Source organism: Sphingomonas sp. 1F27F7B (assembly GCF_005503355.1).
In the GTDB taxonomy this organism is placed as follows: Bacteria; Pseudomonadota; Alphaproteobacteria; order Sphingomonadales; family Sphingomonadaceae; genus Sphingomonas.
Window position 1 is genome coordinate 1 of record NZ_SCMK01000041.1, and the last position, 25,272, is coordinate 25,272.

The following is a 25,272-nucleotide window of genomic DNA, read 5'->3' on the forward strand; positions in this document are numbered from 1 at the left end:
CGGCCAACGTGCCTGGGGGCATGCCCCCAGGCACGTTGCCATCCCATCAACCAACCATCATGAAGGAGCCGGACTCTACCTCTGAGTGGTAACAATCAGGGGCGCACGTCACCTCGTCCAAGCCTGCGCGCCGCTCAATTTACTCTGCCGGTTCGGCCACCCGCGTGATCGCGGCTTCGCCGAGACGGTCCTTGAAGAAGGGAATCAGGCGATCGAGTGCAATCCCGGTAGGCACGGGATTGTCATAGAGGTCGTAATGCGACCAGCCTTCCACTACGACGAGTTCCTTGGTCTTCGAGGCGGCACGGCCGTAGATTTCCATGCCGTCACGATACGCGCCAAAACCGCCGGGCTTGTCGCCAAAGACTAGCATCATTGGCTGGGTGAGCAAAGTTTCGGCAAAGGAGAAGGCATCCCAGGCTATCGCGGGGGCAGCGCGCGAGAAGAGTATCCGCGTGCCCGAGCCTTCGGCCGGACTGCGATTACGGTAATAATCGGTTGCCTCCAGTACATCGATATCGGTAATGCCCGCCGCCTTTCCTAGTTCGACGCTCGCTGGCAGGAAGATATCGACACGATCCTCGGTGCCCGCGTTCTCAGTTGTGCGCTGCGCGGCCATGGCTTCGAGTGTGCCGACAGGATCGAAGTTGCTGAAGCCTTCGCGGAACAGTCGCCCGAAATTGACGCCAGTGATGCTGACCACCGCCTTGATCCGCTTGTCGACGACTGCGGCCTTGATCGAATAACCACCACCGCCGCAGATGCCGAGGATGCCGATCCGGTCGGCATCGACATAGGGCAGCGTCTGAAGATAATCGATGACGTCGCGATAATCCTTCACCCGCTGCTCCGGGTCTTCAATCCAGCGCGGCTCGCCGCCGCTGCCGCCCTGAAAGCTGGCGTCGGGCACGATCACGACAAAGCCGGCCTTCGCCAGCCGCACGCCATAGACATTCCCGGCGGTTTGCTCCTTGCAGCTGCCGATGGGATGGTTTGACACCACCGCCGGATAGCGCTTTGTCGCATCGAAATCGGGCGGAAAGTGGAGATTTGCGGCGATATCCCAGTACATGCCGGGGTTACGGATGCTGACGGTTTCCATGATCGTTCCTTCTGCGCGTGAACGGCTCCATCCGCCAAAGGTTCGGCGGAGCCGTTCGAATCTAGAATCTATTCCGCGGCTTCGATTTCGGGGGTGAGGGTCAGGGCGAGCCGTTTGGCGAAGAAAGGTGCAAGCACCGAGATCGCTTCGTTGACCTCGGCTTCGCCATCGTAAAGCTGCATATGGTTCGAGCCTTCAACGACATGAAAATACTTGTCGGTACTGGCCGCACGTTCGAACAGATCCTCGCTCATCCATTTGCTGCCGGCCTCGCTCCCCGCTACGATCTGCAGCGGCTGGGTCAGGAAGGCCTCGGCCTTATTGTAGGCATCATAGGGAATGATCTGGGACAGGCTGCGCGCGGTCATATAGCCGGGCGCGGTCGGATATTCGGCGCGCGGGGTGTGGTAGTACTCCCATGCCTGGCGCAGTTCTTCATTCGGGGCATCTTCTTCCCTAAGTGGCGCGAGCGGGAAGATTTCGGGCGAGCCGCCCTGCGCATCCTTGCTGCGTGCGTCGTCTCCCATCGCGATCACTGGCGCGGCATCGGTGTCCTTGATGTTGTTTTCCCAGCCGTTGCGGAACATCGAGCCGATGTTGACTGCGCTCACCGTGCCCACGGCCTTGATGCGCTGGTCGTTGATTGCGGCATTGGCGGTGTAGCCCGCACCGGCGCAAATTCCCATCGCGCCGATCCGGTCGGCGTCGACAAAGGGAAGGCCGGTCAGGTAGTCGATCACGGCGCTGACATCTTCGGTGCGGACATAGGGGTTCTCGAGCTGGCGGGGCTCGCCCGTGCTCTCGCCCTGATAGGAAGCGTCATAGGCGATGGCGACGAAGCCCTGCTCGGCAAGCTTCTTCGCATAGAGGCCCGAAGCCTGTTCCTTCACACCGCCGCCGGGGTGCGACACGACGATGGTGGGGTATTTGCGGCTCTCGTCGAAGCCCTTGGGAAATTCGATCACGGCAGCCATGGTGATCGTGCCGTTGTTCGAGTTGGCGAAGCTGATTTTACTCATCGGTTCACTCCTGCTGTGCTGCCCCGGAGGCGGCATTGCAGGCAATTTAGCGATTCGCCATTCAGTCGATTAGCCGCTAAAAACTGCATGAGCCTAGAAATGAGGTGATGAATGCGCCGCGAGGAGATGGCTGATCTCGCTGCCTTCGTTGCGGTCGCCGAAGAGCAGAGCTTTACAAAGGCCGCCGCAAGGCTCGGTCTCTCTCAGTCGGCCGTGAGCCAGGTCGTCCGGAGGCTCGAAGAGCGGCTCGGGCTTCGGCTGCTATCGCGGACAACGCGCAGCGTGGCGCCCACAGAGGTTGGCGAACGCATTCTCGCAACCCTATCGCCGATGCTGCGCGATCTCGATGCCAGCATCGATGCGCTCAGCGAATACCGCGACAAGCCCGCAGGCAATATCCGGATCACGACGGTAGAGCATGCCGCGGCAACGATCTTGCGGCCTGCACTTGTGAGGATGCTTCCGGGGCACCCCGACATTCGTGTGGAGGTCATCATCGACTATGGGCTGACCGATATTGTGGCTGAGCGTTTTGACGCCGGCATCCGGCTTGGCGGATCGGTCGACAAGGACATGATTGCGGTACGGATCGGGCCGGATATCCCCATGGCGGTCGTGGGCTCTCCGGCATATTTCGAACGGTATGCGCCAGCGGCGACGCCCGACGAACTGGTTCGCCATCAATGCATCAATTTGCGGCTGCCGACGTCGGGAACGCTCAACCGGTGGAATTTCCGCCAGCGCGGGCGCACGCTCCGCGTCCAGGTCGAAGGGCAGCTGGTCTTCAATGCGCTCGCTCAAATCCACGATGCCGCGATCGACGGCTTAGGACTGGCCTATATGCCGCTCGATCAGGTGAGTGCCGACATCGAAAGCGGAGTCCTCGTCAGAATATTGGACAAATGGACCGAAGACCTGCCGGGGTACCATCTTTACTACCCCAATCGCCGCTTTGCCTCGGCTGCATTCAAGTTGCTGCTCGAGACGCTTCGTTATCGCTCCCCTTGAGCAATGCAGTTGAACGGCAGCTTGTTCACAATACCAGCTAGGATCGGACTGTCCGTTACCGGCCCATAAGCGGCGGGGCTGATTCGACACGACAGCCGGTCGGCAAGCCGAGGAGGCCGAGCCATTGGCGGGGAGGGGCGGCGACCTCGGCTTGCCTCGGGCGTGCGATTTTTTGCCGATCCACGACGTCTGTGCGCTGTCGCGAGCGGCCAGGCTGCCTTCGACGCCCCAGAGACTTTTATCATCTCGCCGGGCTCCAGAATCAGGTTGGGTTAGCTTGTGCGCGCCAGCAAGGCCTCGCGTTGCTTCGGCAAAGGGTTTCCGTTCTTTGCGGCGATCGACCGCAGGACCTTGGCTCCGATCTGGAGCAGAACGAGTTCATGGAACCTCGCCATGTCCGGAAAAATTCGGTTGGCACACATGTGAAGCAGGGAGTGTACAGTCCCGCGCTCCAATGAGACAGAATTCGATTGCGCCCTGTCGAGGAAATTTCTGATCCCCGCGCTGCGTGCGTCCAAGGCGTCGGTCCACTCGAACCTTTCATCTCCAGACAGCAGCTTCCAGGCGATAGGTCTGTGCTCGCGTACGAGCGGATCAAGATCATGAACCTTGAGCCCGAACTCCAGCAGATATCCGTCGCGCATGGCTTCCATCACGTCGACACACTCAGCCAGATCGCTTGTGCATGCTTGGGCTAGGCTCGTCATACTTTGCAGGGCGAATTGCCAGCGAAGCTCCTCGCGGTCTGCGCGCCGCCCGAAGCCGGCCAGGGCTTGTGCGGTAGCAAGGCTATCCAAAGCGAATATGGACTCACAATAGCCCGTTCCTGCTGTACCTCCGTATCGATCATATTCAGGTTGATAGGTTCCGTATTCGAGAGCTGATACTGCGCGGCTCTCCAACAGCTCTCCGAGGTCCGCTTCCAAATAGGCTCGGATATCGGTCCACAGCACTTCCGGCTTGCCCTTCACCCGGACCCGCAAATGGGATCCGCCCTCGGAATACCGGATGAAGAACGGGCTCTCCCCGCCAGCGCTCGAGGCAAATTGCGCGAACCGCGGATAGTGGCGCGCAATCCATTCGTCCGCTGTCGAGGAGCCGCAATAGATTCTGGCGTAGAGCCATTCCGACCCAGGCGCCCAATTCTTGGCATCTTCCGCAACGCCCCCCAGGCTTCGGCGCGCAACCGCGCCCAGCCTGGGCGGAGCGCGAAGTGGAATGGCGATTTCGTTCGCATTGGGTGCGCTAGACTGGTCATGCACAACGATCTTATCTGTCCCGGGTGCACGTTCGATTTGCAGCGACGGCCGCCGTCGAGCGGCATCGAGAAACAATTGCTGATCGAGATTGTGGCGTAGATCGAGTTCCAGAAAGTTGTCGCCCTCGACGACTCGAATCTGTTCTGGGATACCGCGCTGGCCTTGGACGACACGAAGCGCCGCTATTCCCTCCTTGACGATCTTCTTCACCTCGACCGGGTAGAGTGTCCAGCGCTCGCGAGAGAGCCTGACGCCCTGATAGGTGATTTCCGGGGTCCAAGAGAGAGTCGAACCGATGGCGCCCCAGCTCCATCCAACGATCGGCTCGCCTTGCCGCCCCAAAGCTCCAAGAAATCTATAGATCGGCAGGTTGAGCGCGTTGTCGAAGTTATGTGCATTACTCAACCGCGGAACGACCTGGCGGCCACTTGGCTTGTGCCACAGGAATACGGTGCCGGCGGCGCACGATAGCTCAAGGTCGCGGGGTGACAGGACCCGATCCGCCGCCACGCCGGGACTTCCCAGATACGCGATCTCAAATTCACTAAGAACAGGGCGGATGACCACATTGCCCACGCGGCCCTCCGGCATGTGGACGATTTCGGCGACAATCGGCCGATCATCAGATTCCGCCGGGCGCTGGAAATCCGCAAGGCGCGACGCGAGCTGCGGATTCCCTGAGCCGAAACGGCCCAGCAGCGTTCCGGCAGGGGGGCCATATATGCCTGAAAGATCGAACCCGAGTTCGCCATCGTCCTGCAGGAAGAGTGATCCAAGCGCGGCCGCAGTGGTCGGAAAGGAATGCGTAGACGAGAATTTTGCGATGTCTGTCTGCCTTCGAGGCAGCGCGCGGTGATTCGCGAGCCAGGCAGGTCTCGGTGGGAGCGCGTTGTTGGCGTGAGCGGCCCATTCTAGGAGGCAGCGGCTTGGATCAGAGCTCGCGAACGTGGCGCTTCTGAAGCCTCGCAACGAGCGTGGCGCCGAAAGCAGTCGCGATGCAAAGTGGCAATATCCAGGGCCGGAGAAACGTACCCTCGCTGGCGAATCGGGAAAATACGCCTATTGCCACGGTGGTCGCGAAGAGCGCGCCCAGGCCAAAATAAGCCAGGGCAAGTCCTTGGATTGCACGCATACTTTTCTCCCCGTCGTGGCAAAGCTACTTGCGCGATCCGGGGTGATCAACTGACATCGGCAGGATGCAGCCATAACGGTGTAAATATTCGCTGCGGTCAGTTTTGTCCCTATCTGGTTTCGTTTTGCGCCCAAACACGCCCCTTGGCGATGGCCGTAGTGCACGAGCTGTTTGAGCATAGGCAATTCTGCGCTGTCGGGAGTCCTAATTGCCCGAATGTCGCGAGAGGGCGGTCGCGTAGAGAGAGCGCCAATGCTCCGCCTTGCCCCGCTCGCGCTCAGCGGAGTGTATAGCCTTTCTTTCAGCCGCCCGGACTTCCTTCAATTGTTCCTCAAGACGGTTAACCTTATTCCTCAGAGCAGCCTCGATATGCCGATATTCTTCCGGCGTCCGCGAGGGCACTGTCACCCCATTGATCACTGACATTTCAGCACGGGTCTCGCCGCGCTCCTCTCCGATCTCGGATGCGAAGTTGTTATACAGGTACTGCCTGCTAACCCTCGCTTCACGCGCGACGGAAACGAACGTGATAGCCTGGCGAGTTTCGCGCAGACGTCCAATCGCATCCTCAACGGCAAGCCGCTTGTCGGCGCTGCGGCGGCTCCGCGTTTCGGCTAGGGCGGCGGATCGCCTATCTGCGCCGTTGCTCATAACAGAACCCCTTGGATAGGGGGCGCGGGTTTATACCGTTGCTCGTTGCCTTGATAGCACCCTTCGGTTTCGATTGACCGAACGATAATATCAGTATTCTGAACGGCGTCCTTATTGCGAGTGATGCGTTTGCGAGTGATCTCTGCCATTCGCATCTGCCCCCTATCCTCGTAGGCGCGAGCTTCCTCCTCAAGCGCCTCAATCGCGCTGTAGAGGTTCCTACGCTCGCATCGGAAGTGTTCGATGTCCCCGCTGTCAGCGCGGTAAAACTTGCACGTCAAACAGGCATTTGCGTGCTCACACCATTCGCCGAGTTGGCCGGGGAGGGTGGCAACGAGTACTCCTCGCGGGATCGGAATCAGCTCGGTGCAAGCCGCCGCTTCCCCGCGGGCATTGCCGAATCGGCGATTCCTAATGGTTGCTTCGTTGAAGCCGGTGACCAAGCGGGCGACAATCACCAGCGCGCAGGCAGACAAGGCCGTCAGAGATTATCTCGCAGCCCAGCTGCGATAGTTTCGAGAGTCCGTGGCTACATTGAGTCGTCGTCCCCCTACGCCGGTGCCGTTGGCAGCTACGTGCCCCAATTTCGTCCGTTCAATCGCAACTCCCATGACCCCGAAACCTGCCGTATGAGTTCCTAGTTCTTTATTTCATCCCAGGCCGCACCACCTCGTTGACCTTCTTGAAGTCAGGCATCAGCTTGATGGTGGCCATGATCGATATGCATCGCCTGCAATAGAGCCTGACAAAGCTTGCCTGGCACGCGCCCGGCCTCGCCCGCATCCGGTTGCTTTGGCGCGATTTGCAGCGCGGCAGGTGCTGTACTGGCCAAGGCTGGTGAGGCCATGAGTCTCACGTTAGTCGTAATAATAAGGCGAACGCTTGGTCCAGATCGAGCCGCGGTAGCGCGTGTGCAGCAGCCGGAAGGCCTGGTAGCCAACCCGGTCGTGCGCGCGTCCCCAATGGGTAATGCGGATCAGCCAGTAGAGTGCCTCGGGCGAGCGTGGATCTTTGGGGTGGGCGCGCGCATAATCGAGTAGGCTGGCCCAGGCGGCGACGCTGCCCGCCGGCAGATCGGCCCTGGTCTCGTCATTGTAGAAGAGGAGACGATTGCGCTCGGTCTGCGCCTGAGCTTGGCTGGCTGCTGCGAATTGCGGCAGGCGCAGGGGGAAGTCGCCGGCGCCGCAATAGCCGTAGCAAGCGAGGTCTGGTTGTGAGTTGTCGTAGCTTGCCGCCCAATAGTCCCATTGATTGTAGAAGGAGGGGAGCGGCGGAGCGACCGGATTGCGCGCCGGCGCCGGCAGGATCACCCAGTCCCGCCACCTTCCCTGCCATGCGCGCACCGTGCCTTGCGGGCGGGTATAATCGATCAGGTCGGGTGCCACGCCGGGAATCTTGGCGAGTACGAATATCTCGGCAAAGCGTTTGGCCGGCCCGGGCCTTGTACGGCGGATCGTCAGCCATTCCTGACGGATCACGGGAAGCAGCGTGGCAAGTTCGCCCGCGAGCCGATCGATCGCGGCATTGTCCTGGAGTTGCACTGCGCGGCCGTAATTGGTGAGCGCGAGGTCGAGGCGAAGCGGCTCCGGCAGCGTGGCGCTCGCTTCCATTCGTAGGCGCAGCGGCAGCCGGTCGAGGATTGCGCTTGCCTCGGGGCCGATCGCGACCGGAACCTTGCTCTTTCCGGTGAGCGCAAGCCGTCCATCGTAGCGCATCCAATCGGGCTGGAAGCAATTCTCCGGCGCCTCCGAGCAAAAGGCTCGCCGGAGTGCATGGCGCATCAGGTCGGGCAGGCTTGTCGCAAGCTGGGTGCGCAGGCCGAGGAAGAGGTTGTGGTCCGAGCTTGACAGATCCGAGGCGAGGATCGCATCGACGCGTTTTCGAAGGGAGGCAACATCGTCTCTCGCGAAGGTGAGGCGCATCTGGTGGTATTGTGCGGTGAGCCAGGCTGGGCTGTCCTTGGGCACTGCAGCCGCATCAACCGCTAGCGTCCGGGCTTGTGGGTCGCCGGTACGCGCCAGCGCCAGTGCGGCAACGAGCCAATGCACCTTCTTGGTGACTGCCCAACGCTCCGTTGCATGGGCAAAGGCCTGGTCGCGCGCTCCCGAGCGCAACGTGGCGAGCCAGACGGCGAGATCGGGGCGCGGCGTGATCCTGGTGCTCAGCGTCACATAGTCGCGCAGGCCCTTTGCAAGATCGGCGACCGGGGCCTTGGCCTGCAGTTCTTCGTCGAGCTTCTTGAACAGGAGGTCTGGATGATCGCGAAAAGCGAGCGCTCGCAGCATGCCGTGGACCTGGTCATATCCATAGGCATTGGGCTGTGCCTGCAGGGGCGCTATCGCCGCGCGCGCGGCGGCGAAGGCCTGGGGCGAGGGATGGGCAAGCGCTTCACGGTGCCGGGTGCGGGCGGCAAGGTACAGGGCTTTGGGCTGCCAGGGCGATGTCTTGTCGTGCGCGATCGCCTGGAAGCGGTTGAACGCATCGTCGTTCTGGCCCTTGTAGAGCGCGAAGGCGGCTTCCTGATACAAGCGGTCCGCGTGCAACCAGGCGGGCGCATTGGGCATCGCCGCGGGCAGTACCGCATCGGGCTTGCTGCATGCCTCGAACACGGCGTTCTGGGTGGCGAGCCACGCCTTTACCGCGGGGTTGTGGGCACCGAAGCGGGCGACCCGGTCGCGCAGCGTCGCTGCCGCGGTATCGAAGGCATCGCGAAAGCAATTCGGGATGCTAGTATAGTTGGGGCCGCGTAGCTCGGTGGCGATCCAGACCGAGGCAGGCGGCAGGCCGGGGACCAGCTTCGTGGCGTTGGCCCAGCTTGCAACGCCGTCCTCCGCGCCGCCCATGGTGGGCAAGCCACAGCAGCTCCGGTTGAGTGTGGTGCCCGCCTCCTGGCCGACCTCGAGCCCGCTCATCAGCCGCCACTGAAGATAGAGCAGGCCGTCGGAGGAATTGGTGAGCAGCACACCCATGCGGCCCTTGTATAGCGCGGCGCGCTCGGCCTCCGTCCCGCCATGGCGATCGATGAAGATCGTGAGGGGCCCCGGATCGCCAGATCCAAGGGCTGGTCCGCTCAGCAATCCACAAAGAGCAAGCACCGGCATGAACGCCGCCGCCAGACGCCTCATCGCCACGCCTCCGCTGCGCGTTGCGCTTGATTGAACGCCTCGGGCGTCCAACTGCGCGGATTGAACAGGTAGACACGCCGTCCCGGCGGTCCGCGGGCGATCAGGGAATCGCTCGATATCGCAAGGGCGTCGCGGCACCGAGGATTGCGGAAATCTCCGCCATCCGCCAGCGATTTCTCGATGGCCGGCCCGTCCCTTTTCATGCGGAACAGCATCGGTACGATCTCGTCGACGGGTGCCTGTTCAATCCAGTTGTCGAACATGCACCAGGATGCAAGCGCGGTCATCGAGAGCCTGGTGTTATTGGGGAGGCCCCGGCGCAGGTCGGTGAGCGCGTCGAGGAGTATCTCGCGCTCGGATTTCCGCACTTCAAAGTCAAGTTGCACGCGCGGGGCCTTGGTCAGGGTCGCGTAGTGGAGGACCGCTGCCGCCAACTGGGCGCGCAGCTGTGGCGACCAGCGCAGCGGCTTTGCGTGGTCGATCTGGACATGGACGACGATCGTCGCGGGCGCCTGGTTGCTCTTGAGCGGGAAGTAGCGGCCGCGGGCTTTGAGTGTGTCGCCTGTCAGTTCGATGAAGCCGGTCTGGAGTGCGATCTCGGTGGTGCCGGCAAAGCGCAGGTCTTCGGGCCGCTCCCACGCCCATAGGATCAGCTGCGAGGGTGCAGTCTTGCTCGGCTGAGTATGGCAGCCGGCAAGCACCAGGAGCGAGGCGAGAAAAAGGCGTTTGCGCACTTGCAGAGCCTAGGTTGGAGAGGCGGTTGGATTCAATCCGTCGGGTATAGGCGAGAGCCCTAACGCGCCAGGGTCATCCAAGCACGGCGGACGGACTACAACACCGTGCGTCCGCACAGCAGCCTCGGCGGCATGGCGCCCGCCGAGTTTATCAACTGCCCCCGCCACGGGCATGAAGACACCGAAGCTAACTTAGCAGCGGCCTGAAAACGGGGCGCAGGTCATTATGACTGGAGGAACTTTGGGGAGCACGTCAGAGCACGTCAACTGCCTCAGAGGATTTGAAGAAAGTAACCACGGACATCTACATGTCGGGCACTTCTATTCGAGACATGAGCACCTCGATGGCCTGGCGCCACGCCACTGCCTCCAACGGCACTCCGGAGGCGGCTATTATCGGCGAGCCGCCAAAAGTCCTGCAGCCATTGAGAATGGAAAAGTAAATATCGCGATTATGAGCAGCATGCCCCCTGCCGTAACGGTATCGGTCACAACTGTAGCGGACCGGGCGTGCTCCATAATTATCAGGCACCCCGCCACGACAGCCAGAAGCACTGGCACGAAGGCTCCGCCGACCAAGCCTATTAGCCAGGAGCTCATCGTCGGCAGCGAATTCTTCAGCTTCGAGCATATCACTCGCGCGAGAAGAATGGCGACGCCTATGCTGATAATGAAATAATACATGAAAATGCCAGCCATCCGACTATCATCTTTCCGATCCGCCAGAATCGGGGCAGTCGGAAAGGATTGAAGAGAGGAGGGAGATGTCGACATCTCCCTCACACGCAAATGGTCATTTGTTAAGTATCGCCGTGTACAAGTCAGCTGCGGCAGGTGTAAAGCCATCGGCACCCATTGCAGGGAGATTACTCTTCAATCGATAATAGTCTTCGGCCATTTGGGCCATGGCCTCGACATTCAGCGATGCCTTGCCCGCGGGGGTCATGGCCCGCGCCAAATCCGCGGCGGTGTAAGTGTAGGTATTGCCTCCAAGGAGACGCTCTGCCTGATCGCCGATCCAAAGGCGATATTGTCCAACATTACTGTTATTATATTGCATGACGTGGTACATTTCATGCACGAGCAAATCCATGGTGTCTGGATTTGTAGAGAAATCAAGCAAGGCGAAATTCCGATTGACGGCAAGGTCGGTAGCTGACCAGGTCGTTGCAGCCACCCCATCCCACTCCATACCGCGAATGCCGGGGAATTGGCCACCCGAGCGGATCTGGACAGCGTCAAGCTCAGCCTGGGTCCACAAGCCCAGCCCCTTCAGGATTTTCATCTCGCCCGGAGTGAGCCCACGGTGAGCCCGTCGCGAAAGCACCGGGTCAACGGAATCCATTCAGCCCCGTGCATTGCTCGCCTGATCTTGAGAATGAAACCGCCTTGGCTGAGATGGGCTATCAGGGACAGAGGCATGAAGTGCCCTGAATTCAGACCTGTCCGCAACATGGTGTTGAAAATGGTGCGCGCGGTCCTGCCATTCCCGTCGGGAAAGGGGTGAGCATGGAGAACGGCCAGAAACCCCACCACAGCACTCACGGCTGGATATCGTAGCCGATGTTCGTCGATGAAGGCGCCGACGGAGCGCAATAGCGGCAAGCAATTCGCAGCTGAGGGAAACTCGACGGTATTTCCCGTCATATCTTGCTGGATGAAAACGCGCCCCTTCCGTATTTCTCCTCCGCCCGCCAAACGGGCATTCAACTCGCACGCGAAGTCAACAAAATTTGAGGAACGCTCCGGAAAACCTGGGCCACCATCGATCATCCGCCTAGCCTCTTGAAATTCCGTTTTTACTCGCCGAAGCACCTTCTCTCGATCAAATTGCCTGGAAGACCGATTCAGGTAAGGTTGGAGTTCATCCTCAAAACCCGGATAGGCGGCAACATCCGCCGGCCAAGCCCTTGAATCGTGAGCCCCCCGAATATCCCGCCATTGCGTGACATTCGCCTGCGCCGCGACCTCGGCAATTGCAACGTCCAGCAAGGCAAGCTCACCGACCGAATTCAGCGAAGGAAACGCCAATTTGTCGGGCACCGCGATACGCCGAGAGGTTCCGCCATAATTAATGCCCATAAATTCGTTCGAGCCCCACCCTCAGCCACTGACTGCCGAAATGACGCCCATTCAAGCAGCGGCCGAGGTGCGTTGCACGCCACCACCCGCGCAGGCAATTTAATTTCTGACATCGCCAATCCGGATCGGCAGGCTTGGGCGCGGGCCTATCCCAAGGCGCCTCCGACCCGGTGCGAGACATTCAGGATCGTTCCCAAGGCTGTAACAATCACCGTCCCGGAATGCGGAGGTTGATGCTCGAACCGCTCCCGGGTTACGGTGTGAGCAGTATCTGAATGCGTTGTTTGGCGACGTGACCGTCGCTGCGCGGGCGCCTCCAGAAGGAAGGCCAGGTCATCCACGTGATCGTCGACCAGGTAGTCGACCGCGACGCGATGCTGCGCTCGATCGGCGGCAAGGACCTACCGATCACCCAAGGGCGCGGCGATGGCGCGACACACCCAGGCTCACCGGACCGCGGCGACCCAGGCTGGAAGCCCCGCGACCTATATTCGCCGCCCTTCCCGAACGGCGCCGATCCCGAGGACATGATCAAGGTGCGGAGCCATGACTTCCACTGAGCCCTTCCTCAAGCGGCGCGGTGGCGCCTTCGTCCGCTCCTCGACAGGCCCAGATTGATGCGGTCGCGGTCAGGATCGACCGCTATGACGACGGCGGAGCCTTTGGATTTACGATCTCGGATAATCCATGAAGCCACTTGCGCGCCGAATCTCGTTCTGTAACCGTCTGCACGCCACCGGTAAATCCCGGTGGCGGGGCTTCAGAACCCCAGAGCTCACGGCCGGTCACACATCGTGTGGCCGGGTGGCCGTCGTGCATGTCCAAGGCTTCGCCTAAAGGCGGCGGCGCCTTGGCGTGAGCTCAGGTTCTGAACACCCGGCTTCCGCCGGTCCGCCCCAACGATGAGGAGGATCGGCGTGATCATTCATGTAGTTGGTAATCCCGACATCAACGGCCTCAAGCGGGCGCTAGATCGCATTGTTCTACTGATGATCGAGCAAGAGGCGACCGAAGTACGCAACCTTTACCTGAGCGCTGAGATCTGGAGTGAAGATTCACAGGTTCTGTGCATCGGCGAGGGTGGTCGACCATATCCACTGTACATCGAACAGAACCATGGCAGCGAACACTGGGAAGCGACCGGCCATAGGAAGCCTCAAGCGAATAAACGCAGCGCCGTTACATAATGGGGTGTGCTGTGGTTAACGAAAGCCAGAAAGCAGACATAATAGAAATTCTTGCAAACGAGTATTCAAAGGCACGAAAAATGCCCGCCTCTCGCCCACGCCGCGCCACGTGATTTTAGATTTCGCGCCTCCGATCGATGTCGGGGAAACGATTGATGGCATGAATCGGGCTGTCACGTTGCGCGGACGAGCCGCCGCCAGCGTGCCTGTTTGAGCGATGCGTGTGTATTTCGGTATAGTTGCGATAGTTGCGAAGGAAGTCCGGGCTAATGTCTGGATGCTGAGAGCTTACAGCGTGGACAATGTGGAGAATCTCGGGCCAGCTTTCGATCTAGAGCCTGTAACGGTCAAATTATCAGAACTTTTCGGGGCCGTTGCGGCTATGGCTCAGGCGGCCGGGGCGCTTCAGCATATCCAGTTTAACCCGCGAAATCCTAAATCGGAGTGATGCGGGTTAAGGGCGGGGTTACGCACTACATGTTGCCGATAGGATAACAATTCGACGTGGCCTGAGGCGGTTATTCGTTGAGCTACGTCCAAGGCGCTGCCACTGTTAGGCAAGTCTTAGACATACGCGGCGGCCACCCGGGCGCAGTGGGTTGCGGCTGGCCGCGCTCCGGGGTTGAGACATACCACCGTCGGGATTGGCCGATGGTTTGAGGATGACTGCATAGCCAATGCCTGGCGCAAGGAGGTTGAAGAGTCGGAGTTGCGCCGATGAATGACCTCGGGATACTCGTAATCTGAAAGCCTGGAAAGCCGCCTTCGGCGGTTACGGTCGTCAGAGTTATAAAGTGCAGTGGCGCTTTATAACTCTGACGACCGTTCTAAGTTGAGACTCCGACTGAGACTCTTCTGAGCGCTTGATCCTAAAGCGAGAGTCCAAATGTTTCTGAAATAACCATAATTTTACGTGATACCCCACCGCCGTACGCAGAACATCGGCGTGTTGTTCCTCGACGAGCTGCCCGAATTCCAGCGGGCGGTGCTCGATTCGTTACGCCAGCCGATCGAGGCGGGCGTGGTGAGCGTCGCGCGCGCCAATGCGCACGTGACCTTCCCGGCAAGAGTCCAGCTGGTCGCGGCGATGAATCCCTGCCGTTGCGGGCATCTCGGCGATCCCGCGCTCGCCTGTACGCGGGCGCCGCGCTGCGCGGCGGATTATCAGGCCAGGGTCTCGGGCCCGCTGCTCGATCGGATCGACCTGCATGTAGAAGTACAGCCGGTGAGCGCGGCGGACCTGGTGCTCGATCGGCCGGCGGAGGGATCGGCAGCAGTGGCGGAGCGGGTGGCCGAGGCGCGGGCGATGCAGTCCGCGCGCTACCGCGATGCTTCCGCGCGAACCAATGCCGAGGCGGAAGGCGATCTGCTCACCGGTCACGCCACGCCGGACGAAGCCGGCCGCGCGCTGCTGGCGCAGGCGGCCGAGGCGATGCGGCTCTCGGCGCGCGGCTATACCCGGGTATTGCGCGTCGCCCGCACGATCGCCGACCTGGCGGGTGCCGGGAACGTGGGGCGCATCCATGTCGCCGAGGCGCTGAGCTATCGCCGCCAGGCGCCGCGAAGCTGACCGGGATTGTATCGCTGCCGGTCTTGTGCCCTGATGCGGGCGCTCCGCTGGGAATGCCTTCAAAGGGGGAATGTATGCGCTGGATGATCATGCCGCTCAGGCGCTATTTCGACTTCTCCGGCCGTTCGCGCCGGCTCGAATACTGGATGTTCATATTGTTCGTGTTCCTCGCGGCGTTCGCCTGGGGAATCATCTTCTTCCTGCTGGGCGGGATGGCCCGGGAGGACATCTCTGCGCCTCGCGAGATGAGCGGCGCGGAGACGGCCTGGGTGGTTGTGGTCTGCCTCCTCTATCTCGCGATCCTGATCCCTGCCCTGGCGGTGCAGGTGCGCCGCTTCCACGACCAGGACAGGACGGGCTGGCTGTGCCTGCTCAATTTCATTCCCTATGTCGGGGGACTGATCGTCTTGGTCTTCATGCTGCTGCCCGGCACCAAGGGCGAGAACCGCTTCGGCGACGATCCCAAGGATCCGCATGGCGCAGAGCAGGCGGCTGACGTCTTCAGCTAGTTCCGCTGGGACCCGTGCACATGGCGGGCACCCGGCCGGGCGCCCGCCACAGGGCGTCTTAGCATCTGGCAATCCTGCAAATGCCTTCCTATAGGGGGCTCAAGTCGATCCATGGCCCCGTGCCGGTCGGCGTGCGGGTGTGGCGGAATGGTAGACGCAGCGGACTCAAAATCCGCCGTTGGCAACAACATGTCGGTTCGAGTCCGACCACCCGTACCATCGAAATTCCCGGGATGGGCCGAGCGGGCCGGCGGCGCGGCGCCGCCAGCCCGGATATCGGTCAGCGCGTATAGGCCTTGCGCAACTGAACCAGCTTCGCCGGGCTGAGGCCGAGTTCGTCGTTCAGATAGCCGGCAGCGCCGCCGCGATGCCTGTCCATCACTGCGAACACCGCTTCGATATAGGCGCGGTCGGCGGCCATATAGGCCTTGAGCACGTCCATCGGCAGCTTGCGCCACGCCTGCGAGGCCTGGTCGTCGGTCTGCACCGCCTTGCGGGGATCGAAATATTTGTTGGTGAGCAGATAGTCCTGGATCACCGTCTCGCGCGGGACGTCGAGCGCGGTGAGGATCAGCGCGGCGGCGACGCCGGTGCGATCCTTGCCCGCCGTGCAGTTGAACGCCAGCGGCGCCCGCCCGGCCAGCAGCTCGCCGAACATGCGGCGATACTGGCCGTTGAACTGCTTCAGCAGCTGCGGATACAGGGCGGTCATCGTCGCCTTCGCCTCGGCTGCGCTCGGCGCGCGATCCGGCCGGGGCGCGAGCGCGCCCGTGTCCATCACATAATCGTCGGCGAGCACGCGCGGGGCCTTGCCCGCCGGCCATGCCACCGGCTCGGTGCCGCGCTCGCTGGTGCTGCGGAAGTCGCAGACGGTGCGAATGCCGCGCGTGGCAAGATAGTCGAAATCGGCCGGCGTCAGAAAGTGCATCGATCCCGAGCGATAGAGCACGCCCCAGCGCACCGTGCGGCCGCTATGGGTGCGATAGCCGCCGAGATCGCGGAAATTCTGCCCGCCCTGGAGCGGGAGCAGCCGCGCATTCTCGCCCTGCGCCGCCGGGGCCTGCTGCTGGAGGCTATGGGCCGCGAGCGGCACCGCGGCCGCAGCGAGGACCGCGAGGCCGATCACGCGGAAGGAAGTGGTGAAACGCATGTCGGGTTCTCCTTAGAAGCGGATGGTGCCGGTGAGGCCGTAGGTGCGCGGATCGTTGAAGATCCCATAGGTGCCGAGCGCCGCGCTGGTGTTGCGCAGGTACAGATGCTGCTCGTTGAACAGGTTGCGCGCCCAGACCGAGAGTTCGAGCCGCGCGGCGCCGTCGTTCAGCGCGATGTCCGTCAGCGCCAGGCGGCCGTTGACGATGAACGACGGATCGCTCTTCGTCGGGTCGCTGGTCGAGCTGTACTGTTCGGACGCATAATTGCCGTCGAGGTGCGCGACGATCGTCGCGGCGCCCGCCGGCATGCGATAGTCGATCGCGCCGCTTGCCGAATTCTTCGGCGCGAAGATCGGATAGACCGGCACCAGCGGATTGCCGGCGACGAACGGGTTCGGCGCTTCGGGCAGGCGGATATGCTGGCGGGTATAGTTGCCCGAAAGCGTGAGGCCCTTGGCCGGCGCCACCGTCAGCTCGGCCTCGAAGCCCGAGATCCTGCCCTTGCCGGCGGTGTTGGTCGTCTCCAGCGTGCCGCGGTTCGAACCGGGAATGACTGCGTTGAAGTCGATCTGTACGTCCTTGTAGGTGCCGGTATAGGCGGCCAGGTTCAGGCGGGCATGGTTGTCGAGGAAGCTGGCCTTCAGGCCGCCTTCGAATTCCGAGACCGATTCGGGGCCGAAGCCGCGATAGGTGAGCGAGCGCGAATTGGCCCCGGCCGATTTGTAGCCCGTGCTCCACTTGCCATAGAGCATCACGCCGTCGGCGACGTCGAGCGACAGGTTGACCAGCGGATCGACGCGATCCGACGTGACGTTCATCGGAACCACGGCAGTGACGCCGTTGACTGTCGGGATCCGGCCGTTGACCTGGTCGAGCTCGCCGGTCTTCTTGTCGTGCGAGTAACGGCCGCCGAGCGTCAGGTGCAGCCGGTCGCCCAGCAATGCCGGCGTATAGGTGAACTGGCCGAATATCGCGGCGCTGTCGGTCCGGGCGATGCTTGCACGGTCGGGGAACGGCGTGGCCGAGACCGGCGCGGGCAGCACGGAATAGACGGTGCCGTCGGCATTGAACTTCAGCGTATTGGGCGCGAAGGCGTTATCGCCGACATATTCGTTGTAGTAGAAGGCGCCGGCCACGAAGCTCAGGCGCGGCAGCTCGCCGAGCAGCTGCACTTCCTGGCTGAACTGGTGCTGCCCGAAATTCGCCTGGCTGTAGCGCGCGAAATTGCCGTTGGGGGCGAACACCGAGAGGATCGCCGAGCCATTGTCATACTGGCTCTGGGTCAGCTTGCGATAGCTGGTGATCGAGCGGACGCGGATGCCGCCGCCCAGCTTCCAGTCGAGATGGAGCGACATGCCCGTGGTGTCGCCGACGCTGGCCTGGAGCGGCACGCCGACCAGGCCGGTCTCGGCACGCTCGGGCTGGAGCTTGATGATCGGGGCGAGCGGCAGGCTGCCCTTGGTGAGCAGCTGGAGATAATAGGGCGACGTCTCGTCGTGCGAGACGTCGAATTGCCAGAGCGCGCTGAACCTGTCGCTGGGCTCCCATAGCGCGGCGACGTGCGCGCCGCGGCGGTCATAGCTGTTGAAGTCGAGCTGGCCCGCCATCGGATTGTCGATGGTGCCGCCGCGCTTCTGGATGACGCCGTCGAACTTCAGGCTGATATTGCCCGCGCGCGGCAGGTCGAGGTGCAGCGCCGTCTGGTAGCCGCCGAAATTGGCGATGCCCGCCGAGGCATCGACGCGGAACTCGCCGCTCGGCTTCTTCGAGACGATGCTGATCGCGCCGCCTTCGGTGTTGCGGCCGAACAGCGTGCCCTGGGGCCCCTTGAGCACTTCGATGCGCTCGATGTCGTAAAGGGCGGTGCCCAGGCCCTGGGCGCGGCCGAGATAGATGCCGTCCATATAGACGCCGACGCCCTGCTCGCGGGCGGGCTGGTTGGCGTCGCCCAGGAAGCCCACGCCGCGGATGCCGATCACCAGCGCCGAGCTGCGCGAGAAGAAGGGGGCGACGCGCAGGCCCGGGACGGAGCCGTCGGCGAGATCGCCGAGCGTCTGTATGTGGCGGTTCTCGAGCGCTTCGCTGTTGAGCACGGCGATCGAGATCGGTGTCTTCTGGAGGTTGGTCTCGCGGCGCTGGGCAGTGACGACGATCTCGCCGAGGCCGCCGCTCTGATCTTCCTGGCCGGCCGTGACCGTGGCGGCGCCGCCGTCGGCGGCCTGCTGGGCGAAGGCGGGCGTTGCGAGGAGCAGCGCCGATGCGGCGGCTCCGGACAAGGCTGACAGGCGCAACCGGTGCTTGAAGTTCAGTTCCATAATGGCCCCCTCGGGATGATGACGAGCGGGCAACTAGAACGATTGTATGTATCTTCTGTGACGCTTGTATGGAGTCGCGCATTCCTGCATTGGCGTCCCTGTGCAAGGGGGAGAACGGGATGCCCGGTCGGGATGCCGCCGCTGCCGGCAAGGCGGGGGGAAGTGCCGAGAAATGGATCGCCGCGGTGCTAAGTGCCTGGGAAGGGGGCGGCCAGGCCACCATTTCGGCGCGCGGCCTGGCACAGGCTACGGGATTGCCGGCGTCGTCCATTTATCACCATTTTGGTGATCTCGAACGCTTGTATGTATGCGCGCACGAGCATGCTCAGGCGCTGGCGGCGGAATGGTGCGGCGCGCGGCTGGACCAGCTTGCCGATGTGCCGGCCGGCATCGAGTCGCTGCCCGCCCTGCTCGCCGCGCTGATCGACGACTGGTGCGAGGGGCAGCGCGGGCTGGCCTTTGCCTGGCGCGAATGCCAGCTGCTGGTCGCGCGCGATCCGCGCTACGGTCCGGCCGCGCAGCGCTGGCGCGCGCTGTGGGCGGGGTTCTGGGGCCATGTCTGCGACCGGCTCGGCATTCCCGGCACCGCGACGATCACCGAGCGGCTGTTCGACGGGGAGAGCTTCCTGCACATGATGCGCTGGCGCCGCTCGGTGGACCGAGCCGCATTGGACGAACTGTGCCGCGGCTGGGGCAATTGGCTGGGCGGTCGACTGGCCGGCCAGGCGCCCTGGCGCGACATGGCGCGCGATCGTGCCCAGCGTTCCGCGCCATTGCCGGAGGCGCGCGACGAGACCGCCGAACGCATCGCCGAGGCGGCGGCAGCGATCGTCGCGCGGGGCGGGGTGGCCGGAGTGACGCACCGCGCGGTGGCGGCCGAGGCGGGGCTGACGCTCGGCGTGGTCTCGCACAAGTTCCGGACGAGCGCCGAGCTGCTGGGATCGGCCTTCGAAGTGATCTATCGCCGCAACGTGCCGGCCGGCGAGCTCGAGGCCGAGCTTGCCGCGGCGACGGACAGCGACGGGCGGGCCATGCTCGACAGGCTGGGCGAGCGGCCGGGCGCGGAGGAGTTCCGCCTCGCCACGTCCGAGCTGATGATGGCGGCGATGCGGGATCCGGCGCTCGCGCCCTTCGCCGCGCAGCTGCGGTATCTGCGCGGGCGCACTTCGCGGCTGTTCCTGCAGGCGATGATCGGGCGCGACCGGCCGGTGGGGCCGCTCGACGCGGCGATCTTCTCGAGCTTCGCGATCGGCCAGGGCAATGCGCATCGGGGGCTGTCCGATGGCGAGCGCCAGGCGGCGAGCCTGGCCGAGACCGAAGCGCTGCTCGCTTTCCTGGACGGCGGCTGACGGTCGCATATTTGTCATTCCCTTAGGCCAGAGGAGGTGCGTGAGCGGGGATATCGGATCGAGTCGGACCGAGCGGCTTAGCCGGGTGGACCTGTTTGTCCTTTCCTCGCCGGTCATCCTGTTTCAGGCGATCGAGCTCGCCTGGCGGACCTATCTTCCCGCCTTTTTCGCCGCCACGCTGGCGCTGCCGATCGCGGCGGTGGGCATGCTGCTGCTCGCCGCGCGGCTGTTCGACGGGTTGATCGATCCCTGCATCGGCTGGGCGAGCGACCGGTTCCCGACGCGCTTCGGGCTGCGCCGGCCATGGATGGCGGTGGGCGCGCCGCTGGTCAGCCTGGGCGCGCTCGGGCTGTTCTGGGCGGTTCCCGGAACGAGCATCGCGACGCTCGCCGCCTGGAGCCTGGTGTTCCATCTCGGTTACACGCTTATCGCCACGCCGCATGGCGGCTGGGGCCTCGAACTGTCGCGCGACGCGCATGAGCGGGTGCGGGTGATGGGCGCGAAGATCTGGGTGGCGATGGCGGGGATGATCGTCACGCTGGTGCTGCCGAGCCTGCTCGAGCGCGGCTTCGGCCTGGGGCGCGCGGCGCAGGTGGGGGCGCTGGGCGCGGCGATCGTGCTGCTCGCGCCGATCACCGTCGCGCTGGTGCTCCGCCGGATCCGCGAGCCGGACGTCCCTTCGGCCACGCGCGTCGCCAATCCCTTCGCGCTCTTCGCCGGAATGGTGCGCGCGCGCGAGATGCGAAGGATCCTGATCCTCTACGGCCTGGTCGGCATGGCGGATGCTGCTGCGGCCGGTACTTTCCTGTTCTTCGTCGAGCAGGCGCTCGCGCTGCGCGGCTGGGGGAGCACGCTGATGCTGATCCAGGGCGTGGTGCCGCTCGCGCTGCTGCCCCTCTGGGCACGGATGAGCCGGCGGTTCGGCAAGCGGCGCGTGCTGCTGGCCGGCTATGGCTGGCAGGCGCTGGTGGCGCCGCTGGCGCTGTTGCTGCCCGCGGGCGGGCTCGCCGCGCTGGTCCTCTGGCTGATCGCGCGCAGCCTGGTCTTCGGAGTCGATTATATGCTGCTGCGCGCGATGGTGGGCGACATCACCCGGCGCGAAGTGGAGCAGGGCCAGCGCTGGGCGTCGAGCCGCTATGCGCTGTTCAACGTGACGCTGCGGCTGGCGATGGGGCTGGGGGTGGCCGCGGCGCTGGGCGCGCTCGGCTGGGCCGGTTTCGCGCCGAGCGAGCCGGCGGAAGCCGGGGCCCTGCTCGCAGTGCGCGCCGCCTATGCATTGCCGCCGACGGTGGCGGCGCTCCTTGCCTTCGCCTTGCTGTATCGCAGTGGCGAAGGCCGTGCGGCCGAACGGCTCGATGCGGCGCTGGCGGCCTGATCTTCCCAAAAGAAGGGGCCGCCGCATCGGGTGATGCGGCGGCCCCGAGGGATCGCGGAGGCGATCAGAGCTTCAGGCGCGCGCCGAACAGGATCGTGCGGCCGAAATGATTATATTCATAGTTCCGGTTCGCGGCCGTGTCGGTGTAGCGGTCGCGATAGGCGTCGGTGAGGTTGGTGCCCTCGACCGACAGCTCGATCCAGTCGGTGAGCTTGTAGCGGACCGAGGCGTCGACATTGGTGATCGCGTTATAGCCCTCGAACACGTTGCCCGTGCCCGAGCCGGCATCGACATAGGGCCCGCGATAGCTGACCGAGGCGCGCGCGCTGAACTTCTTGTCCTCGTAATAGAGCGTCGCGTTGAACGCCTTTTTCGACACACCGTAGAGCGTCGACTGGAAGGGCCGGTTCGGCAGTGTCAGCGAGCCGTTGGCGTTCACTGCCGTGGCCGGCGCCGACTGGCTGTAGGTTGCGGTCGAATCGATGAAGGTGGCGTTCGCGATGCCGCCGAAATTCTTCAGGAACCCCGGCAGGAAGCGGAACGGCGCCTGGATCGCGATCTCGACGCCCTTGAGCGAGGCGCCGGTGCCGTTGACCGTGGTCACCACGGTCCAGATCGGCTGGGCCTGCTGGGCCGGGTTGAGGAAGGCCGGCGAGGAAGCGGAGAGCACGGAAGCGGGCAGGCCGGTCGACGTGAAGGTCTGGCCGGTCAGCGTGGCGCTCACCGGGAAGCTCTTCACGTCCTTCTTGAACAACGCGACCGAGAAGATCGACTGCGGCGCGAAATACCATTCGGCCGCGAGATCATAGGCCGTGGCGCGATAGGGATCGAGGTTCGGATTGCCGAACGAGACCCGGTAGTTGAAGCCGTCGGCTGATCCGCCCGGCGTCAGGCTGCCCAGTGTCGGGCGCGTCATCACATCGGCGATGGCACCGCGCAGGATGATCTTGTCGGTCGGGAACAGCGCGATGTTCATCGACGGCAGCCAGTCGTCATAGGTGCGCTCGAACGTGACCGGCAGCGTGCCGTTGATGCCGGTCGAGCTCTGCCGCGTTGACGCGTAGCGCATGCCGGCGTTGAGCGCGTAGCGCAGGCCGAGCAGCTCGCCCTTGGCATCGAACTGCAGATAGCCGCCCTTCACTTCCTCGGTGACGCTGCGGTTGTTGCCGACGTCGAGCAGCAGCGGGCGGTTGTAGAGCCCGGTATAGGCGGCGGCCGCGTCGATATTGGCGATCACCCAGCTGGTGGTGGTGCCCGCCGGCTGGCCGGCATTGCCCAGGTTGACCAGCTCGGTCAGGGCGGGAGTCGCCTGGAAGCCGTACACCGCCGTGGGGCCGAAGGCCGAGGTGGGCGAGCAGGTGATGGTCTTGAGCACCAGGTCGAGGCCGCCATTGCCGCACACCGCGGTATCGCGCTGGAACGCCTTCACGTCATAATCGAAGCGGCGATACATCGCGCCCGACTTGATCTGGAAGCCCTCGGCCACATCCCATTCGGTGCGCAGCTGGGCGGTGCGGAACTTGTTGGTGACGTTCGACGGGCGATCGCGGATCTCGGCAAGCTGGAAGTTCGCCGGATCGGTCACGCTGGTGCCGAAGCTGAGCACCGGGCTGCGCATGTTGGTGTAGTCGTAACGGTAATTCTGCGCGTCACGGTCGTCGAGGACGATCGTGGTCTCGACCGGGATGTCGGCGTTCGACTTGGAGATGCCGCCCAGCACCGTGAAGCGGAAGCCGTCGCCGAGCTGCTGATCCCAGGTGCCGCCGATCTGGTAGAATTCGGTGTCCGACTTGCGCACATAATGCTCGGTGCGCACCCAGGCATCGTTGAGCGTGGCCGAGATCATGTTGTTGTTGGCGTCGTAGACCGGATTCACGACATTGATCGAGCGCTCGTTCGAGCGGAGCAGCACTTCGAGCCACTTCTCCTCGCGCGTCTCCTTGAACCGCGAATAGAGGCCGTCGATCGAGATCTTGGTAGCGTCGCTGGGCGCCCATTGGACGCTGCCGGTGAGGCCCAGGCGCTCGCGATCGTGGCGGACGCTGCCGTAGCGCGGAATGCGCGGATGGAAGGCCAGTGCCGCCTTGGAACAGGCGGCGCTGGGGACATAGGTGCCGCCCGAATTGGCCGTGGTCCAGCAATTGGTGCTGTCGACCTGGTCGAAGGTGGCCTGGGCCCAGCGCACCGAATTGTTGCCGAGTTCGAGATTGTCGGTCTTCGAATAGGCGCCCGAGACCGCGACGCCGAAGGTGCCGCCGGGCGATTTCCACGAAACCAGACCGGCGACGCGCGGGCCCCAGTTCTTGGAGAGATCGTTGTAGCTGCCCTGGACCGATCCCACGAAAGTGAAACCCGACTTGCCGGCAAGCGGATTGCCGGTGTTCAGATCGACCACCGCGCCCAGCGAGCCTTCGTCGAGCGAAGCCTCCGCGGTCTTGTGGACAACGAGCGAGCTGAACAGCTCGGAGGCGAACACGTTGAAGTCGAATGCACGGTCGCGATTGGCCGATGCGCCGTCGGTCGAGGTGGCGACGGTCTCCAGGCCGTTGACCCGGACGCGCGTGAATTGGGCGCCCAGGCCGCGGACGGTGATCGCCCGGCCTTCGCCCGCATCGCGCTGGATCGAGATGCCGGGGATGCGCTGGAGCGATTCCGCCAGATTCTGGTCCGGGAACTTGGCGATATCCTCGGCGACGATGGCATCGACCGACGACACCGAACCGCGCTTCACGTTCAGCGCCTTGTCGAGCGACTGGCGGAAACCGGTGACAACAATCGCGCCGTCATTGGGCTGGTCCTGCTCCTGCACGCCAGTGTCGGCAGGTGCCGCCGCGGTATCCTGCGCCAGCGCCGGAGTCGCGATGCCGACGCCGGCCATCACGGCCAGCGACACGCCGGCACACCACAGATTCCGCCTCAAAATCCCGTTACGCATCCCAATTCTCCCATGGTCAGTGTTTCCGGGTCCTGCCGCCCTGCGGCTTGCCCGGCATTCCGGCCGGCTTGCGCCAGCTCTCTGTTGCTTCCCGACGGACGCTCGCCCGTCGCTCTGTTGTTTCTCGGCCGGCCGTTGCCGACCGCTATGCGATCATCGCGAAGCGCCTGCGCCCGTCGGCGAGCAGCTCGCGATGGAATTTCCTGAGCGATTCCGGTCCGTTGCGCTGCGCGTTGGACCCCAGACGGGCCAGCCCCAGCCAAGTGAGCGCCTCTGCGGCGCGCATGGCGGGTTCAATGCAGATTCGCTCGATATCTTGCGCCATCGGCGCGAAGTAAGCCGCCTCTCCCTGCAGTGTCGCGAGCTTGTAGCTCGTCTGTGCCAGCGTTTCTTGTCGGATATGGACACCGGTGTCAACCAGTCCTCGGCCGATGCGGAACAGCAGCCAGTGCAAATGGCCGAGAAGCGCCCGGTCATCGCCGGCGAAGGCGCCCCGGTCCGCCATCAGCTGCTCGGCATGGATCGCCCAGCCTTCGGCGAAGGCCGGAGCATATTCGATGCGCAACGGATGCGGATTCGCGGCCGCCTCGATGGGCAGCTGGATCATGTGCCCGGGCAAGAGCTCGTGGTGGACGACGGCGGGCAGCGTCCAGGAGGGGCGATCACGGATGCGCGCGAGGTCGGGGAAATAGGCCCCTGCCATGCCGGGGGTGGGAATGGTGCGATAGCCCTGCTTGCCCTCCGCTTCCTCGCGCGCATCCGTGATCGC

Annotated in this window: 19 protein-coding genes, 1 tRNA gene and 1 pseudogene; 9 read left to right on the plus strand and 12 right to left on the minus strand. The window is 63.5% G+C overall.

Annotated features, from left to right (window positions below; all coding sequences use genetic code 11):
• Positions 1-139 precede the first annotated feature (139 nt).
• Positions 140-1,102 (minus strand): alpha/beta hydrolase, encoded by a 963-nt coding sequence (locus FFS08_RS22690; protein ID WP_137864870.1) that lies wholly within the window; start codon positions 1,100-1,102, stop codon positions 140-142.
• A gap of 68 nt (positions 1,103-1,170) precedes the next feature.
• Positions 1,171-2,121 carry an alpha/beta hydrolase gene (locus FFS08_RS22695; RefSeq protein WP_137864871.1) on the minus strand — a complete coding sequence of 317 codons (951 nt, stop codon included), beginning with the start codon at positions 2,119-2,121 and terminating at the stop codon, positions 1,171-1,173.
• Positions 2,122-2,232: 111 nt separating this feature from the next.
• Between FFS08_RS22695 and FFS08_RS22700 the strand changes: the two genes are divergently transcribed.
• Positions 2,233-3,129, plus strand: coding sequence for a LysR family transcriptional regulator (locus FFS08_RS22700; protein WP_137864872.1), 897 nt, complete (start codon positions 2,233-2,235; stop codon positions 3,127-3,129).
• Between the two features lie 272 nt (positions 3,130-3,401).
• Here the strand turns inward: FFS08_RS22700 and FFS08_RS22705 are convergent, their stop codons facing one another.
• The 4 genes from FFS08_RS22705 to FFS08_RS22725 form a co-directional block, all read right to left on the minus strand.
• On the minus strand, positions 3,402-5,357 hold the full coding sequence (locus FFS08_RS22705; protein WP_137864873.1) for a lantibiotic dehydratase: 1,956 nt from the start codon (positions 5,355-5,357) through the stop codon (positions 3,402-3,404).
• A gap of 367 nt (positions 5,358-5,724) precedes the next feature.
• Entirely contained in the window at positions 5,725-6,171 is a 447-nt protein-coding gene (locus tag FFS08_RS22710; protein WP_137864874.1) for a hypothetical protein, read from the minus strand.
• 857 nt (positions 6,172-7,028) lie between these two features.
• On the minus strand, positions 7,029-9,296 hold the full coding sequence (locus FFS08_RS22720) for a hypothetical protein (protein ID WP_137864875.1): 2,268 nt from the start codon (positions 9,294-9,296) through the stop codon (positions 7,029-7,031).
• A complete protein-coding gene (locus tag FFS08_RS22725) occupies positions 9,293-10,030 on the minus strand; it encodes a hypothetical protein (RefSeq protein WP_249341271.1) in 738 nt (245 codons plus the stop codon). The genes FFS08_RS22720 and FFS08_RS22725 overlap by 4 nt, the downstream gene beginning before the upstream one ends.
• A 75-nt stretch (positions 10,031-10,105) precedes the next feature.
• Here FFS08_RS22725 and FFS08_RS24380 point away from each other — a divergent pair, with 75 nt between their 5' ends.
• On the plus strand, positions 10,106-10,237 hold the full coding sequence (locus FFS08_RS24380; RefSeq protein WP_137864888.1) for an integrase core domain-containing protein: 132 nt from the start codon (positions 10,106-10,108) through the stop codon (positions 10,235-10,237).
• Between the two features lie 586 nt (positions 10,238-10,823).
• Here the strand turns inward: FFS08_RS24380 and FFS08_RS22740 are convergent.
• Positions 10,824-11,315: a hypothetical protein gene (locus FFS08_RS22740; RefSeq protein ID WP_137864877.1), complete on the minus strand. Its 492-nt coding sequence runs from the start codon at positions 11,313-11,315 to the stop codon at positions 10,824-10,826.
• Positions 11,312-12,073 carry a Fic family protein gene (locus FFS08_RS22745; protein ID WP_171012777.1) on the minus strand — a complete coding sequence of 254 codons (762 nt, stop codon included), beginning with the start codon at positions 12,071-12,073 and terminating at the stop codon, positions 11,312-11,314. Before FFS08_RS22745 ends, FFS08_RS22740 begins: the two co-directional genes overlap by 4 nt.
• A 380-nt stretch (positions 12,074-12,453) precedes the next feature.
• Here FFS08_RS22745 and FFS08_RS22750 point away from each other — a divergent pair, with 380 nt between their 5' ends.
• From FFS08_RS22750 to FFS08_RS22770, 5 genes and pseudogenes are all read left to right on the plus strand, one after another.
• Positions 12,454-12,672, plus strand: coding sequence for a hypothetical protein (locus FFS08_RS22750; protein ID WP_137864879.1), 219 nt, complete (start codon positions 12,454-12,456; stop codon positions 12,670-12,672).
• 357 nt (positions 12,673-13,029) lie between these two features.
• A complete protein-coding gene (locus FFS08_RS22755; protein WP_137864880.1) occupies positions 13,030-13,299 on the plus strand; it encodes a hypothetical protein in 270 nt (89 codons plus the stop codon).
• Positions 13,300-14,236: 937 nt separating this feature from the next.
• A pseudogene (locus tag FFS08_RS22760) lies at positions 14,237-14,869 on the plus strand (ATP-binding protein); the annotation flags it as partial.
• A gap of 74 nt (positions 14,870-14,943) precedes the next feature.
• Positions 14,944-15,378 carry a DUF805 domain-containing protein gene (locus tag FFS08_RS22765; protein ID WP_137864881.1) on the plus strand — a complete coding sequence of 145 codons (435 nt, stop codon included), beginning with the start codon at positions 14,944-14,946 and terminating at the stop codon, positions 15,376-15,378.
• 133 nt (positions 15,379-15,511) lie between these two features.
• Positions 15,512-15,597 (plus strand) — tRNA-Leu (locus FFS08_RS22770).
• A 61-nt stretch (positions 15,598-15,658) separates the two neighbouring features.
• Here the strand turns inward: FFS08_RS22770 and FFS08_RS22775 are convergent.
• Complete coding sequence (locus FFS08_RS22775) at positions 15,659-16,528, minus strand: tyrosine-protein phosphatase (protein WP_137864882.1); 870 nt, start codon at positions 16,526-16,528, stop codon at positions 15,659-15,661.
• Between the two features lie 12 nt (positions 16,529-16,540).
• Positions 16,541-18,844, minus strand: a complete 2,304-nt coding sequence (locus FFS08_RS22780) for a TonB-dependent receptor (protein WP_137864883.1) — start codon at positions 18,842-18,844, stop codon at positions 16,541-16,543.
• 119 nt (positions 18,845-18,963) lie between these two features.
• Here FFS08_RS22780 and FFS08_RS22785 point away from each other — a divergent pair, with 119 nt between their 5' ends.
• Together FFS08_RS22785 and FFS08_RS22790 are read left to right on the plus strand one after the other, a co-directional pair.
• A complete protein-coding gene (locus FFS08_RS22785) occupies positions 18,964-20,193 on the plus strand; it encodes a TetR/AcrR family transcriptional regulator (protein WP_171012778.1) in 1,230 nt (409 codons plus the stop codon).
• A 40-nt stretch (positions 20,194-20,233) separates the two neighbouring features.
• Entirely contained in the window at positions 20,234-21,568 is a 1,335-nt protein-coding gene (locus FFS08_RS22790) for an MFS transporter (RefSeq protein ID WP_171012779.1), read from the plus strand.
• 64 nt (positions 21,569-21,632) lie between these two features.
• On the opposite strand, the gene FFS08_RS22795 is transcribed toward FFS08_RS22790, so the two are convergent.
• Both FFS08_RS22795 and FFS08_RS22800 read right to left on the minus strand, forming a co-directional pair.
• The gene (locus tag FFS08_RS22795) at positions 21,633-24,446 is read right to left on the minus strand and encodes a TonB-dependent receptor (protein ID WP_502702071.1); all 2,814 of its coding nucleotides are present in this window, start codon (positions 24,444-24,446) and stop codon (positions 21,633-21,635) included.
• Between the two features lie 202 nt (positions 24,447-24,648).
• The coding region (locus FFS08_RS22800; RefSeq protein WP_137871860.1) for a DUF885 family protein at positions 24,649-25,272 on the minus strand (624 nt) is incomplete at its 5' end.